Here is a 16,334-nt window from a genome sequence, read left to right as displayed (position 1 = left end):
TAATAATGGCTAAATCATTTTTTCCCTTTTCTTCATCTGAAATAGAAAGAATTAATAACATCTGTGTCAAATTGGGCAATTCCAAACAACAGTTAGATATTATTAATTGGTTAGCTAATTTTGAAAAGCATGAATGGGAAGAGGCATTAAAGGTTTCCGAAAAAATCAAATATTTTTCTCATGAAGAAATTATTTCTGAGCTTAATGACTTTTTGGAAAAGATACTTATTAAATATCCTGAAAAGATCATTTACCTAAGTTTTTTAGGTGAGTTTGGTAAAAGTGGAAGTCATTTAATGTACTATATAAAAAAAACTCCGTGTTTTAAATTAAACGAGAAATATATTAAAATCTTAGATAGTCTAAAGACTCTACGAAGTAAATTAAGGGAAGATGATATATTATTGCTTATTGATGATATTATTGGTACAGGAGAATCAACTGTTACGTTCTATAATTATGTGGTTAAGCAACAGCTGAGAAAAAATAGAAGCGTGATTAATATTAACGTTATTCTTTTATGTATTGCTTATATGTCTGATTCTATCAAATTAATCGCTAAAAATATTAAGAAATTTGAAATTTATGGCACCCCTTACCAAAAAGCATTTGTATCATCTAATTCGGTTTTTGGATATAGAAGAAAAAGGATTTTAATTAAAAAATTTTGTATTAAATATGGTGAAAGTTTATTTTCAATAGAAGATAAAGTAACAAGAGTTACTTCTAATTATCCTCTCGGATATGGCAATTCTCAATCGTTAATAGTTTTTGAACATTCTGCGCCTAATAATACCCTTCCCATAATTTGGTCGACAAAAAATTCTTGGATTCCTCTATTTCCTAGAAGTACAGAATTTAAAATATCAAAATTTAAAGAATTTCGAAATAATAATGTTATATGGTTTAATATAGCAAAGGAGCTAGGAATAATTAGAGAGACTGAAGATTTCGAATCGAGTAACTTTAAAAATATTAATTTTAAAATTTTAGCAGTTTTAAGACTTAAAATCAAGAAGATGAACGATATGTTAATATGTCAAAACTTGAATATAACCTTGAATGCATTAGAAGAAATTTATAAAGAAGGGAAATTATTAGGATATTTTGATGATAATAATAAAGTCTCGAAAAAAGGAATGCAAAATTATAATTTAGTCCTTAGTAAGAGACAGCAAAATAAAACAAAAATAGTATCTTTGGAAAATAAAGGATTATATATTCCTGAAAAATTCTTTAATAGGTCATAAAATATTTTAGTTGTTTCTCTGTGGTAAGAGAAGATTTGCTTCTTGAGCAAAGTAATAAATAAAGCTACTTTATATTATCTTGATGAAAAACCTTTCCACTTCTTTCCTTTCCTGTTTTTCATCAACACAACATAAATATATTAGAATATTCAACCACGGGTATATATCCAAAAAAGAGTAAATATTTTATGACCTTTAACAAAGATCTGTTTATTAAAGTTTCTAGACTTAGAAATCATTCAAATGAGTTTATTAAAGAAACGGTTGATTATGCAAATAATCTATTAGAGAAGGATTTACCTGTTATATTTTCATTGAAGCATTTTTCGTTATTAGCAAATGTAGATTATGATGAACTTGTTAAAATAATTAACATTAGAAGTTCATTATACAAATTTTATCAAATAAAGAAAAAAAATGGGAAAGGATTCAGACAAATTGTTGTGCCATATAACAATCTTCGTTGTATTCAGGATTACATAAAAACTGAGATACTTGACAAGGTTCAAATACATGATAATGCCACTGGATTTGTAAAAGGAAAATCGATTTATGATAATGCTAAAAAACATTCTAATCAACAAGAGATACTAAATATTGATCTGTTTAAATTTTTTGACTCAATAACAGAAAGAAGAATTTATGGTATTTTTAAATCATTAGGATATGCAAAAAACTTAGCATTAGATTTTGCGAAGCTTACAACTGTAGCCTTACCGGAGGAATATTTAAGTTCATTTAAATTTGATGAACGAAGGTTATATGATGAGATTGTAAGAAAAGGTGAATGTGTCTTACCACAAGGAGCTCCTACAAGTCCAATATTATCAAATTTAATTACCAGAAGATTAGATTTAAGAATGTCAAGTTTAGCGGATAAGCTGAAAGTGAACTATTCTAGATATGCTGATGACCTAACTTTTTCTGGTAACTACGGTACTGTTCCAACTTTTACTTTATTAGATAAAATAATTAATGATGAAGGTTTCAGAATTAATTGGAGCAAAGCAAAAATCAGTAAAAAAGGGCGGTTGCAAATGGTTACTGGTCTTACAGTTTCAAATGATATACACGTCCATAGAAAATTTAAAAAGGAAGTAAAAAAGCATATATACGGATGTTTAAATTTTGGAGTAAATAATCATCTAGCACATATACAGAAAGATGATATAGGTTATTATAAAGAATGGCTGGCTGGAAAAATATACTTCATTTATTCCGTTGAACCTGACTATGCAAAAAAACTTCTTGATGATTATAATAAAATAATTTGGCCATTATGATTCCAAGTAAACCTAATTCCAATGCCTTAAACAAATTCAATGTCAATTCCTAAATGACTACTAATCTGCTCTTATTTAAATTAAAAAATCTTCACTCACTACAGCCAATAGGTGTACTTTCATCTATTTTAAAGAAAAATTTATAGATATATTTTCACAAAAAATAATAGTTATACGTTTGCACTTAACTCTGAATCGCAAGCTGGCTTGGTGTTCGTCAGAAATAAGGATCAATTATTAAAACTTGTAGATTACTCAAATTATATTCAATTAAAATTTATTTGAGCTCTACTCGATATAATTTTATCTTATAAATTTATTTTGAAAAGATTATAGATATTTGTAAATTGATTGATTAATTTATAAACACAATAACCATACGTAATGAATAAATTTGACGAGCTAATTCTCTCAGAATCTATAATATTAAAATCGCTGAAAAAGAAAGCGATGGGTAAGACAGTTCATAACGATTACTTAGATATTTTTTTTGAATTCAAGAAAGTTGTTAGTCTAGAAGCTAAATTTATAGTACAAAATTTTCCAGAATATACACCTCATGATGAAGAACATCACCTTAGACGATTACTTAATTTAGCTGATGAGATTCTTGGACCAAAAATAATCAAATCATTAAATGCCACTGAACTTTTAATATTATCCCTCTCAATTTTTGGGCATGATTGGGGAATGGCAGTCTCTGAAGCTGAAAAAAAAGAAATTTTGACTAAAGATGATCTACAAAAATCAGAATTTTCGCTTTTAAGATTTGATAATCAAGATTTCTTAAAACACTTGAAAAGATTAAACGAGAATTTGGATAACATAAGCAATTTTGCTTGGCAAGAATATATAAGATTAACTCATGCTAAAAGAAGCGCAGAGCGAGTAAAAAGGTATTTTAAAAAGATAGATAATGGTATTGGAGAAGCTACTGCAAGAACCTGTGAAGGGCACTGGTTAGATTTTAAAGAGATTAAAAATAGTGTAATTTATCCATCCAATTACATGGTGCGTGGTGAAAATGTTAATTTACGTGCTATAACTCTGTACCTTAGGTTAATTGATCTATTTGATATTTCAAACGAAAGAACGCCGTATACGATTTACAAATATACAGCACCTCAGTCAATCCGCTCCAAAATGGAATGGTCTAAACATTATGCAATAAATTCTCTAGCAACTTTAGATTTTAATAATGGGAGAATAATTCAAGTCGATGGCCAAACAGATGATTTTAGAGTTTTTGCAGCTCTAGAAGACCTTCATACGTTTTGTAAGGAGCAATTGTCAGGCTGTAACGATCTTTTACAAGAAATGAACGATAAGAAGTATTACCTAAACATTTTTGAAATAAAGTGGAATATAGTTCCTATTGATTTTGACCCAATTTCAATTAAGTTTGAGTTTGATAGAAAAAGAATGTTTGAAGTTCTAAGCGATGAAATTTACAAGGGCGATAAATATGTATTTATCAGAGAACTACTACAAAATAGTATTGATGCAATTAAACTTCGTAAAGAATGGATAGAAAAGAAACACAATATATCCTTGTCATCTTTTGGAGAGATAAATATTGAAGTAAAGAAGGATGAGGAGAAAAATACAGAAATAATATTCACAGATGATGGGATAGGAATGGACAGATATATTGTTGAAAATTATTTGAGTGTTGCAGGAAAAAGCTACTATCATAGTGATGAGTTCAAAAGATTAGGTTTAGAACTAGATCCCATTTCAAGATTCGGTGTAGGAATTTTAAGTTGCTTCATGATAGCGAATAAAGTAAATATAGTTACATTAAAAGATCCGTTAATTGAACCAAACTCTGAAGTTCTTGATATTGACATTCCCGACGTAGATAAACAGTTTAGAATTTCAAAGCATATTCCAAGCAACGATAAAGTAGGTACAACAATTTCCATTTTTATTAGTAATGATGAAATTACAAGTCAATTAAATAAAACTCTAGAACTAGACATAACTACTTATTTAAAGAATTTAGTAGGGGTTGTAGAATTTCCTATTATCATAAACGAAAATCAAAAGAAAACTGTTATAATCAATCCTTACGAAAATATCGATTCTTATAAAAGTAAGTATCCTGAGTCTGACATTTTTTCAGTGCAAACTTCTGTAGATATCAGCAAAGTTTTCCTACCACAAAGCTTAAAAACTGCGAAAGAGATTTTTAAAATAGATCAATATATTATAGAAGATAACCTTTCTTCTAAGGGAGAACAAGGTGTTATTAACTTCATAGTGCCAAAAGATCCATCAATAAAAATTAGACAGGCTGGTAATAGCTGGCCCAACGCTGAGTTTCATATTATTCATGGGAAATACAGACAAAAAGTAAAGATTGACGAGGAGTGGATGGGTTATAATATTGCTACTATGCCATATGATTACAAGTATGGAGCAAGTTCTTATTCAGATATTGCTTATAAAGTTTTATTGGATGGAATTTTACTTCCTAAAGCTAAGCCGCCATCGAAAATTGAAGGTTCTCCTTATAGTGCACAGTTAGCTAGATTTCAATCTTATTTTCCATCCGAACGGTTCGCCGTACCTTTTGTATTTATTAACTTTCAAAAGGGTGATTTTATGAATACTGATCTTTCACGTACAGAGATTAGAAGCAAAGAAAAATACTGGGATAGTGATATATCGCAAAAATTATTTTCTCATATTGTCGATCTCAATCGCCAGCAGTTGCTTGATAAAAATATCAAAGCCCGTATAATATATTTCACTTATTTAATCTTTTTTTATAGAATTCCTTTGGATTTAATCATTAAAAATATTGGATTAGAAAATTGTCCATTCCTATTAATGACAAGTGATGGTCACATAAAATTTGATGTTTGGAATAATTGGAAAGATAGAACAGTTTATTTCCAACCAAAATACAGCTACTGGTTTAAAGATGCAATACTAAGAGAATTTAATGAAACTAATATAGAATTAAATGATTTACATATTTGGAACAATGAGGATTTCGTATTACAAAACATTATGTTTCCAGAAAAAAATCTAGAACATACTTCGTCTGCTCAAGTGATTTTGTCCAGTCAACTGGCACCATTTTACATTGAAAGAACTCATAAATTCCATTCATACAGGTTCATTTCATCTCCTAACATAGGTTCTCCAGCTCTCATCCAATCGATTTTTGTTCCAAGCGAACAAAATGTACTAATGCATGACATCGATGTTGTTTATCTTGCTGCAACTGAAATTGATGCTATTACAGATAGTAATACAGAGTTATTATTTAATACACTTTCATATGAGATAACTGCTATATTCCAAATTGATAAACTTCCTGAAATTGGCTTATTTCAAGCTCCATATAATGAATGCATAGCATATGGAGTTACTGTATTAAATTCTTCACATAATTTCACAAAGAAAATATTAAGAATTTTAGCATGTATATTAATTTATGAAGAAAATAAAGATGAAATAATAGTTGAATGGGCTAGACTAATAGATCAGTTGTTTGAATTGCCATTTTTTAATTCTGACGACTATTTTTACGAGAAATTTTCTTTAAAAGAAATTAATAAAAACATTGAAGAAATTAATGAAATTATAATTTCTAATAACCTAATAAAAAATTATCAAAAATTACAATGTCTAACATTTGATAATTTTGTTGAAAATACAGTTATAGATATTGGAGATGATGATTACTGTCAATTTTTTAATTTTTATGATATTGATGATTCTGAATTAAATGACGATTACCCTACAGTTTTGAGTTAAATAACATTCCTCATTACCCAATTATGACTAAAACTATTTATCAGACTGACAAACCGCTAAATCAATAATAACTTTTATTATTATATTGGCGAAAATCCTAACCAAGTCTCTAAATCTACCAGAAGATGGTTCGACATTTGCTCTATATTGACTACAATTAACCATCTAACAATTAGATGGTTAATTTATTTTTAATCAATTAGTTTTTTTTGTTATATATATCGATGGAAATTCCCCATCAATTCACAAACAAAAATAATAACGAGCTAGTTAAAAAAATTCTACCTTTCCTGTGTCATACGATACTCAGTACAAGCAATTATGATTTCTCTGTTTGGTTTCATTTCTTTTAAGATTATATTAACCAATTTCTAATATTCAGAACTGCTTAGTAAATATCTCATTATAAATAAATTATTCCTTTACAAAAAAGAATTTCTTCCATTTAGTAATGGTATTACGGCTTAATTTAAAATGCATTGCAGTTTGTATATTATTTAATTTATTTTTCTTCTGATAACTAAGAATCTCCAAGACAGTTTTTTCATCATATGATCTCAATTTTTGATTAGTGATTTCGTTATCCGTTTCGAATAAAATTTTATTTAGAGTAATAACATCAAGAATACTCATATATTTTTTATTTAAAATATTACCACACACCTCAATTTTATTTGGATATTTAGCATGCACCATGTCTGTATATATTTTTTTATAGTTGGGGCCTTTTATCATAATTTACATATTTATATTTTCTAAAACTTAATTCGTCCAAATCGTTTTACCATCTTCACACTATCTACTATCTCATTATTGAAATAGATGATTAAATATGTTTTCATACCTATACAATTTGAATTCAAATAATACGTCCATACATCAGCAGGATAATGATTAAACTCACTTCCAAATCCTAATACTATTTCTTTTTTACACAATCCTATTAAATTTTGAAACTCATTACCCTTCATATTTTGATATTTTTAAACTTCTCAGTTTTGGCGAAAATGAAGCCCGGATAAAATTACCGGGCTTATCATCTTTGAATGTATAGTAATAGATTAAAGAATAAGATTTACTTAACATACCACTGTAAGTATCTGCCTTCTCCACTATTAAAAGAATGTGGTCTCAAACTACCTGAAGCACAAGTGACTGTTGTAAAGCTATTATCGTCAGTAGTACACTTCCCGAAATGATGGTTACCTTGAACTTCACCAAAATATCCGAACATATTGTTATAAGTATTTGCGTTTATAGAAGTGCCGTCAGGCGCAACTATCATACCAGAGATACGTCCTCCTGCATCCCAGTGAGAAGTATAGCCACTATTAATATAAGGACACGATCTTCCTGCTGTAGCAACATTATTATAAGTAGCATTATTGGTACGGCCATCATAAACATATCCAAAAATCTTACCCATAGTAGGAACATATGGATGCTCACAAGTTGATGAATTATTAACTATATAATCATACCCAGATATTGGTTTTGCATTGAAAAAGTTATTATTACCCCAGCTATCATTCATATTGGTTGGATTATTGGTAATTTGAACTCTATAATCCCCCAAAGTAGCACTCTTGGAATTTTGCATTGCTGTAAGAGGTATTCTGTAGCTGGCATAATTCATTACTCCAGCTAAAGCTGTAACAAGATTTTGCGGTGAGTTAGTAAATAAGGCAGCACCAGTAGAATTACCAGAAATATCCATAGAATTAGCAGCGCCATAAATTCCGCCGCCTGTATAAGCAGTCTTTTCAGAGAATGACCAAAGGAGGGTGTAACCACCATGAGTCATATCACAATAGGTTTTGATGGGTGTAACATCTGAAGAACCAGTCTTGATCCAATACTCCCCATCTGTTCTTTTACCAAGATTGTAAATATCTAAGCATCTGTCTGCAGGATCTGCGAAAGTACCTTTGGTAGTATCAAATGTTACAGAAAATGTACAGGTTTGTGAATTGGCACCATTAGTCGTAAAAGTATAAGTAAATACACCTGCGCTTGTTGGAGTTCCGGAACCATGAAGGGTTATTGAAGAGCTTCCTGTTGTGATCGTTTCTGTATCTGTGAAATTAACACCGTTATTAGATGAACTAATGATAGTTACCTGCCCTCCTGTATCTACATTAGACAAAGGTATAGTCACTGTATTGGTAGCATAATCCAAAACAGTTTGTGCATTATAGGTTCCGTTTACAGTTGCACTGCCACAGGTAATGCCATAACTGATTTGTGAACCGTTTACCGCTACAGTTACTGACGTACATGAAGTAGAAATAATTCCATCATATTCAAAAGATATAGTATCTGTCTGAGGCCCTGCGCTAGGAGCTCCGGAACCAGCTAATGAAATGGTAAAAGTTCCGGCATTCGGAAATACTCCTGACTTTTCAAAATAGTAACCGTTGGTTGTTTTTGCAATGATATGGTAAGTTCCGGCTGTTGTAACCGTAACCGGCATCGTGATATAATTACTAACATTAAGGGAAGTACCTTGAGTATAAGTTCCAAAAACCTTTATTTTACTACAGTCTACAGTATAAACAGCCGGTTTGTAAGTACCACAAAGGCTTAGCCATGTTGCGTTAACCGCCTGATAATAGTTATAACATTTTTCATCGGTATTGTAGATCGTCAATCCATCTTCTGTAGTTGTCAATCCAGTGATAGCATTTCTTTCAGCAGATGTTAAACGAGTTAACAAAGTTCCTGTATTTTTATCTTTAGAAACAACTTCAAGTGCAGATTTACTATTTGGGCTAGTTGTATTAATTCCCACTTGAGCAACCAATTGAAAGGGAACCATCATCATTACGAAAACGAGTAATATATATTTTTTCATTTTTTGTTTTTTTTTAATTTAAATTAATTTCTTATAGTCCGAAGAAAGACTATTAAATACTATTTTATTAGTAAAGGGAGGGGGCCTTAATAATGACATTTCTTTTTTGTCAAATGGATTTTGCATTTTATTATAGTGTATTTTCTTATTAAAATTTAGAAATCTATGACAGTGGTGTTTTCTTAAATACTGAATTTATAATCTCCTTTATTTTTCCAGATATACCACCAGATATGAAACCCAAGAAACGAATTACAATAATCACATTGAAATAAATTTAAATATGATTATTTATTAATTATTTAAACTTAAAATCAAATTAATCATAATAAAATGATGATAAACAAATAATTTAATTAAAACAATTTTTAAAATAATTTTTAATGTTTATATCTTTGCATTGCAATTTTTCCAAATAGAGTTTTTTTTTGAAAGACATATACAGGTGCAAATGTAGGCTGAAAAACAAATCAAATAAATAGAGTACAAGTCAAAAACAGCAAAATAACTTAAAGTATTTAAAACTCTATTATTCAGCTTATTAACAAAATCATTTACCAGTAAATAACTTTCAAAATAACAAAATGACTGCAAAAAAAAATATAATTGATAACATTGACAGATTGAAAAGAGAATTATTAGATAAATATGTATTGTTAATGATAACCTTATTAATTGTCTATGTTTCCATTTTCTATTTATATATGTATAATAAAACAGTTATTATATATTTAGTAAGCGGAATATTCTTTCTATCTTATGGTTATATTATTGTAAGAAAAAGATATCCAATAAAATTAATTGTACATATCTATTTAATAACAGCTCCTTTATATAACCTTTATATTACTCTTTTTTTTTGGAAGAGCTCTGTTGCAAGTTTATGCTGGCTAATACCAATCCCTTTAGGCGCTCATATTTTCTTTCAAAAAAAACAAACAATAATCTATACTGGATATTTAATATTATTAGTCATTATCATTTATCTTATTGCAGAAAATTTTTCATTTAATTTTCAAAAATATTCACAGTCACAAATACTTGTTACAGATGTCCTTCTTTTTATATCAAATATTTTGATCGTATGTCTATTAGTATATTATAAGGATTTAATAAGAAAACAGGAAATAAGATTAGAACTGGAAGGAAGTAAAATAAAGATCTCCCCTTATAAAGCAAAAAAAAGGGAAAAGCAATTGATAAACAACGATATAGATAATGATTTTTTGGAAAATATTTTCAATAGAATTGATGAAAGCATGAAAAAAAACTCATACTTCAAGGATAGCAAATTTAACCTTTCTTCATTAAGTGCCGCTTTACATATTAATCATCACTATATTTCAAAAGCAATTCACAATAAGGGATACTCTAATTTTAATAGCTATATCAACAATTACAGGGTTAACTACATTAAAAAATTATTAGACGAAGTTGACTTACAAAAGACAACATTGATGTATATTTATACTGAAGCAGGTTTCTCTAATCAATCCACATTTAATCGTGTCTTTAAACAAATTGAAGGTGTTACCCCTTCTGATTATATTCAAAAGAAGATCAATGAAATCAGAAAATAATTACTATTCATTACAAACACCACATAAATAATTACTAAAAACTTATCTAAATAATTAATAAACAGATCAATATAAGTTTAAATGATTTTATTGAATTTGATTTATATACCTATTTTCTGATTTATCAGGGAACATATCTTTGCAAGTAGAAATAAGTTAATTTCTAGTAGTACATCCGTAAACTACTAGCATTTTCAGATTTTATTATTATATTTTTTCGGAAAGAGCTATATTGAGTATCAGTTCTTTCCGTTTTCATAAATGAGACAAGATATGGATCCAAAAGAAATAATTAATGCATATACAACTTCTACTTTAGAATACATTTTTATAGCAAGTACTTTCTATATAATTTGCTATAAAATATTCAGTAATGCACTAAAAGAGTCTAAGATTCAAAAAAAAAATTTAAATAGTCGTGACATTAAGAGAGAGATAGCAAATTCACTACTATCTACATTTGTTATGTCCTTAATAATTGTTACAGTTATTAATACTGATTTGGTAAAATACACCAAATGGTATACAGATATTAACCAACATACACTATGGTGGATTCCAGGGGCTTTTATAATAGGTTTAGTAATTCATGATACTTATTTTTATTGGCTACACAGATTACTTCATATAAAAAGTATTTTTAAATATGCCCATCTAACACACCATAAATCAACCAATCCGACTCCATACGCATCATATTCGTTCCATTTCTTAGAAGCAATTGGAGAAGCGCTTATTGTACCAATAATCATAATTCTACTCCCATTTCATCCAATAAGTTTATTACTCTTTCTTGTCTCCTCTTTAATTATTAATGCATATGGACATCTAGGTTATGAAATTGCTCCAAAGTGGTTTAGAAATTCTTTTTTATTTAATATAATAACTACATCTACCTATCATAATTTGCACCATTCTAAATTTACAGGAAATTATGGGTTATATTTCAGATTTTGGGACAAAATGTTAGGTACAGAATATGCAAACTATGAAAATGTATACAATGAAATTCAAAATAGAAGATTTCAATGAATGCATTTGTAGATGCTTTACTCATTTATCTACACTTATACTTTTGCACTATCAAATCATTCCGCAGAAACACATTACATATAATATTTAAACTCAGAAAAGCTTTCAGATATTAATGAATGGAATTCAATATAAAAAAATGATGAAAACTATACATATAACTTTTAGACAATAATTAGATAAACGATTCTACAAACACAATTCTGTTCTAGTAAAGATTCTCATTTCATAGATGTGCAGTTTTATCTTTATTAATTTTTCGGTGCAGGATCCCTCCCTCAAAAATTAATTAAAACCCTGCATCGGAGACAAAATATAAACACAATTATCTACATTTTACACATCAATTCATAATTAGTTAATAATGGAATATAAAAATATTAATATCGGTGAATTAATAAAAAAAAGAGTTCAATATTTAGGTATTAATCCAGACCGGATATGTTCTTTCATGAAAATAAATGAAAAAGAAATTGAAGATATATATAATGATAAAAATATAGATACTGAGATACTTTTAAAATGGAGTAAATTACTTGAATATGATTTTTTCAGACTATATAGTCAACACTTAATTCTATATGCCCCTCAAACCCATGTCAAAAAAAATACCTTAAAAAAAGGGCTTCCTCAATTTCGTAAAAATATATACACTAAAGAATTAATAGATTTTATTTTAGACTTGATAAAAAGTAAAAAAAAGACAAGAAGCGAAGTTATAGATGAATATCACATACCTAAGACAACTCTATACAAATGGATTACGAAAGATGGCGAACTTAACAATGATATTTAATTGATATCATTTTAAATTAAAATAAAAAAGACAGCATCACTGCTGTCTTTTCCATTTTTCATTTTTGTTTATTAAACCAGATCAAACCTGTCCAGATTCATCACTTTCGTCCATGCAGCTACAAAGTCTTTCACAAACTTCCCTTGTGCATCGGCGCTTCCGTATACTTCTGCAATCGCTCTCAATTCAGAATTGGATCCGAAAACAAGATCAGCACGGGTTGCTGTCCATTTTGGCTGACCTGTTGAGCGGTCGCTTCCCATATATAATTCTTTATCGTCTGACATAGCCTTCCATTGGATTCCCATATCTAAAAGATTGACGAAGAAGTCGTTGGTAAGAGCTCCCGGACGGCTGGTAAAGACCCCATGTTTAGAACCGTCAAAGTTCGTATCCAAAGCACGCATTCCTCCTACTAATACACTAAGCTCAGGAGAAGTAAGCGTTAATAACTGTGCTTTATCGATCAATAAAGATTCTGTAGATACTGTATATTTTCTTTTCAGATAATTACGGAATCCATCAGCTGCCGGTTCAAGATATCCCATGGATTCTACATCGGTTTGTTCCTGAGAAGCATCCATTCTTCCTGGTGAAAAAGGAACTTTTACATCCTGACCTGCATTTCTTGCTGCCACCTCAACAGCGGCATTCCCTGCCAAGACAATCAGATCGGCTAATGATATTTTTTTACCTCCACTCTGAGAATCGTTGAATTCTTTTTGAATTCCTTCCAATACACTTACTACTTTATTCAGTTGTGCAGGGTTATTCACTTCCCAATTTCTTTGAGGCTCCAATCTAATTCTGGCTCCGTTGGCACCACCACGCTTATCACTTCCTCTAAACGTAGAAGCAGAAGCCCATGCTGTAGATATAAGCTCAGAATTATTTAATCCAGAATTTAAAACTTTTGATTTCAATCCTTCTACATCATTCTCGTCAACCAATTCGTGGTTTACTTCGGGAATAGGATCTTGCCAGATCAGTTCTTCCTGTGGTACATCCGGTCCTAAGTAACGGGCACGTGGTCCCATATCTCTGTGCGTCAGTTTAAACCATGCTCTTGCAAATGCATCTGCAAATGCATCAGGATTTTCGTAAAAGTGTCTTGATATTTTTTCGTAAACAGGATCCAATCTCAATGAAAGGTCTGTTGTAAGCATTGTTGGTTTATGTTTTTTAGAAGAATCAAATGCATCAGGAATAATATCTGCTCCATCCTTTGCTACCCATTGGTGAGCTCCGGCAGGGCTTTTTGTCAGTTCCCACTCATTTTCAAAAAGGTTTTTAAAGAAATAATTGCTCCATTGAGTTGGAGTTTCTGTCCATGTCACTTCCAGACCACTGGAAATGGCATCTCTTCCACTTCCTGATTTATAAGTACTTGACCATCCTAATCCCTGCTGCTCAATTCCTGCTCCTTCAGGTTCTTTACCTACATGATCTGCAGGACCAGCCCCGTGAGTCTTACCAAAAGTATGTCCTCCGGCGATCAAGGCTACAGTTTCTTCATCATTCATTGCCATACGGCCGAAAGTATCACGGATATCTTTAGCGGCTGCAATCGGATCAGGATTTCCGTCCGGGCCTTCAGGATTTACATAAATAAGCCCCATCTGTACAGCGGCCAATGGATTTTCAAGATTTCTTGAATGAACATCTCCGTCTGCATTATCATCGGTAGGGAGAACAGCCGAATGTCCTTCAACTACTCCTTCTGAACCATGAGCATAACGAACATCGCCTCCCAGCCATGTTTTTTCTGATCCCCAATATATATCGGAATCTGGTTCCCAAACATCTGCACGGCCTCCTGCAAATCCGAATGTTTTAAAGCCCATTGATTCTAAAGCAATGTTTCCGGTAAGGATCAAAAGGTCTGCCCAGGAAATATTTCTACCATATTTTTGCTTGATTGGCCATAATAGCCTTCTTGCTTTATCAAGACTTACGTTATCCGGCCAGCTGTTTAAAGGCGCAAAACGCTGCTGTCCAGCTCCTGCTCCCCCTCTACCGTCTCCTACACGATAAGTTCCTGCGCTGTGCCAGGCCATACGAATAAAAAGAGGTCCATAATGGCCAAAGTCTGCCGGCCACCAATCCTGTGAATCTGTCATCAATGCATGAAGGTCTTGTTTTACCGCTTCCAGATCCAGGCTTTCAAATGCTTTGGCATAGTCAAAATCCTTATCCATAGGGTCAGAAAGGGAAGAATGCTGGCGCAGAAGATCTACTCTAAGCTGATCAGGCCACCAGTCAGAATTCTGAGTACCGCCCCCAGCTACATTCTTCTTCATTGTTCCGTTGTGAAACGGGCATTTACTGATGTCATTCAAATCTTTTTCCATTGTCGTTTATTTTATATTGATTAATACAGTTTAAATTCTTTATTGTAAGAACATGACAAACCTACAATGTTTGAATGATAAATACAATCTATTAATTTTTATTTCAACGATAGTTAAAAACTATAAATAAATATTTCCTACCTCATGAAAACCAAGACATAATTGTGGTATTAAATTAGTGATTTTTTAGATTAACTTAAATAAAAACAGCAGTATACAGCGCAATTTAGAATTACTCAACGTAAGCATTAATGAAAAAGGGAAGAGCAAAACTGGAAAACGGAATTTTATTGATAGCCGAAAAAATAGCTTATCACTTTGCATACAAATTAGTAAAAGAATATTATTTCCGGAACTTCATTCTGTAGAACTCACCTTCTTCAAATCAATCTATATTAAAAAATAATTTTAGCTACCTTTATCATGACCAACATGAACATCTGCTATGAAAAAAATAATTGTTATCATTCTCGTTGCCTTTATCCTTATTCAGTTTTTCCCCATCGACAAGACGAATCCACCTCCTACACCCGGTATGGATTTTCTGAAAATTAAAAATACTCCGGACAAAATTGCCCGTATCATCAGAACTTCATGCTACGACTGTCATTCCAATGAAACCACATATCCATGGTATGCCAATATCTCCCCAGCTTCATGGTGGGTAAAAAATCACATCAATGAAGGAAGGAAACATCTTAATTTTTCTACCTTTGCAGTATATGAACCTCAAAGACAGCTTCATAAACTGGAAGAATGTATAGAAATGGTTGAAAAAAAAGAAATGCCGCTTGAGTCTTATTATCTGGGGCATCAGAACGCCAAGTTATCGGATGAACAGCGTACAAGTCTTATTCAATATTTCAAAAAAGTAAAAGAAGATACTGAAAGAGGAATCATGTTTAATAAATAAAGTCGTGGAAAACTGGGAAAATAAACATATTGTATTTTTTGACGGAGATTGCGGAGTCTGTAATTTCTGGGTGCAATGGATTTTGGAGAGAGATAAGAAAGATAAATTCATGTTTGCGTCCCTTCAATCTGACTTCGGGCAGCAGTTTTTATCTGAAAGAGGATTGGAAACAAATGTATTCAATACAATGTATCTATGGAAACCCGGCAGATATTATCAGATCAAATCAAGAGCTATACTGGAAATCGCTAACTTGTTGGGAGGAGTGTATACCCTTTCCTTCATTGGAAAAATTATTCCCCGATTTCTAAGTGATAAAATGTATGATGTTATTTCCAGAAACAGAATGAAGCTGGCTAATCAGAAATGTTATTTACCGGATCAGCATCAGAAGAAAAAATTTATCCAGGTCTAATTTTCTTTGTTTCGAAGAAGGATTTCCTTACTATTAATAATCTCGTATAAAATATCATCCCGTAAGAAGCTCAACTAACTTAGCTTTAA

The 16,334-nt window shown here is 30.9% G+C and carries 11 protein-coding genes; 8 read left to right on the top strand and 3 right to left on the bottom strand.

Annotation, left to right across the window (positions count from 1 at the left end; translation table 11 throughout):
• The first annotated feature begins 5 nt into the window (after positions 1 to 5).
• The 3 genes from C1634_RS10480 to C1634_RS10470 all read left to right on the top strand — a co-directional run bounded on the left by C1634_RS10480 (position 6) and on the right by C1634_RS10470 (position 6,304).
• The gene (locus tag C1634_RS10480; protein WP_103234102.1) at positions 6 to 1,250 is read left to right on the top strand and encodes a phosphoribosyltransferase-like protein; all 1,245 of its coding nucleotides are present in this window, start codon (positions 6 to 8) and stop codon (positions 1,248 to 1,250) included.
• Positions 1,251 to 1,438: 188 nt separating this feature from the next.
• Entirely contained in the window at positions 1,439 to 2,533 is a 1,095-nt protein-coding gene (locus tag C1634_RS10475) for a reverse transcriptase domain-containing protein (protein WP_103234101.1), read from the top strand.
• A gap of 384 nt (positions 2,534 to 2,917) precedes the next feature.
• Positions 2,918 to 6,304, top strand: coding sequence for an HD domain-containing protein (locus tag C1634_RS10470; protein ID WP_109738379.1), 3,387 nt, complete (start codon positions 2,918 to 2,920; stop codon positions 6,302 to 6,304).
• Positions 6,305 to 6,718: 414 nt separating this feature from the next.
• Here C1634_RS10470 and C1634_RS10465 read toward each other — a convergent pair whose 3' ends face one another.
• Both C1634_RS10465 and C1634_RS10455 read right to left on the bottom strand, forming a co-directional pair.
• Positions 6,719 to 7,039 carry a transposase gene (locus C1634_RS10465; RefSeq protein WP_103233916.1) on the bottom strand — a complete coding sequence of 107 codons (321 nt, stop codon included), beginning with the start codon at positions 7,037 to 7,039 and terminating at the stop codon, positions 6,719 to 6,721.
• 340 nt (positions 7,040 to 7,379) lie between these two features.
• Positions 7,380 to 9,158, bottom strand: a complete 1,779-nt coding sequence (locus C1634_RS10455) for a fibrinogen-like YCDxxxxGGGW domain-containing protein (RefSeq protein WP_109738378.1) — start codon at positions 9,156 to 9,158, stop codon at positions 7,380 to 7,382.
• 584 nt (positions 9,159 to 9,742) lie between these two features.
• Here C1634_RS10455 and C1634_RS10450 point away from each other — a divergent pair.
• The 3 genes from C1634_RS10450 to C1634_RS10440 all read left to right on the top strand — a co-directional run bounded on the left by C1634_RS10450 (position 9,743) and on the right by C1634_RS10440 (position 12,566).
• Positions 9,743 to 10,738, top strand: coding sequence for a helix-turn-helix domain-containing protein (locus C1634_RS10450; protein WP_103233919.1), 996 nt, complete (start codon positions 9,743 to 9,745; stop codon positions 10,736 to 10,738).
• 273 nt (positions 10,739 to 11,011) lie between these two features.
• Positions 11,012 to 11,770 carry a sterol desaturase family protein gene (locus C1634_RS10445; protein ID WP_103233924.1) on the top strand — a complete coding sequence of 253 codons (759 nt, stop codon included), beginning with the start codon at positions 11,012 to 11,014 and terminating at the stop codon, positions 11,768 to 11,770.
• A gap of 364 nt (positions 11,771 to 12,134) precedes the next feature.
• Positions 12,135 to 12,566 carry a transposase gene (locus C1634_RS10440; protein ID WP_103233920.1) on the top strand — a complete coding sequence of 144 codons (432 nt, stop codon included), beginning with the start codon at positions 12,135 to 12,137 and terminating at the stop codon, positions 12,564 to 12,566.
• 71 nt (positions 12,567 to 12,637) lie between these two features.
• On the opposite strand, the gene katG is transcribed toward C1634_RS10440, so the two are convergent.
• Positions 12,638 to 14,917, bottom strand: a complete 2,280-nt coding sequence (katG, locus tag C1634_RS10435) for a catalase/peroxidase HPI (RefSeq protein WP_103233921.1) — start codon at positions 14,915 to 14,917, stop codon at positions 12,638 to 12,640.
• 445 nt (positions 14,918 to 15,362) lie between these two features.
• Here katG and C1634_RS10430 point away from each other — a divergent pair, with 445 nt between their 5' ends.
• Positions 15,363 to 15,830, top strand: a complete 468-nt coding sequence (locus C1634_RS10430) for a heme-binding domain-containing protein (protein ID WP_103233922.1) — start codon at positions 15,363 to 15,365, stop codon at positions 15,828 to 15,830.
• Positions 15,831 to 15,834: 4 nt separating this feature from the next.
• Positions 15,835 to 16,245, top strand: a complete 411-nt coding sequence (locus C1634_RS10425; RefSeq protein ID WP_103233923.1) for a thiol-disulfide oxidoreductase DCC family protein — start codon at positions 15,835 to 15,837, stop codon at positions 16,243 to 16,245.
• The last annotated feature ends 89 nt before the right edge of the window (positions 16,246 to 16,334 follow it).

This window comes from Chryseobacterium viscerum, from assembly GCF_002899945.2.
In the GTDB taxonomy this organism is placed as follows: Bacteria; Bacteroidota; Bacteroidia; order Flavobacteriales; family Weeksellaceae; genus Chryseobacterium; species Chryseobacterium viscerum.
This window is presented reverse-complemented; position numbering and strand designations above follow the sequence as displayed.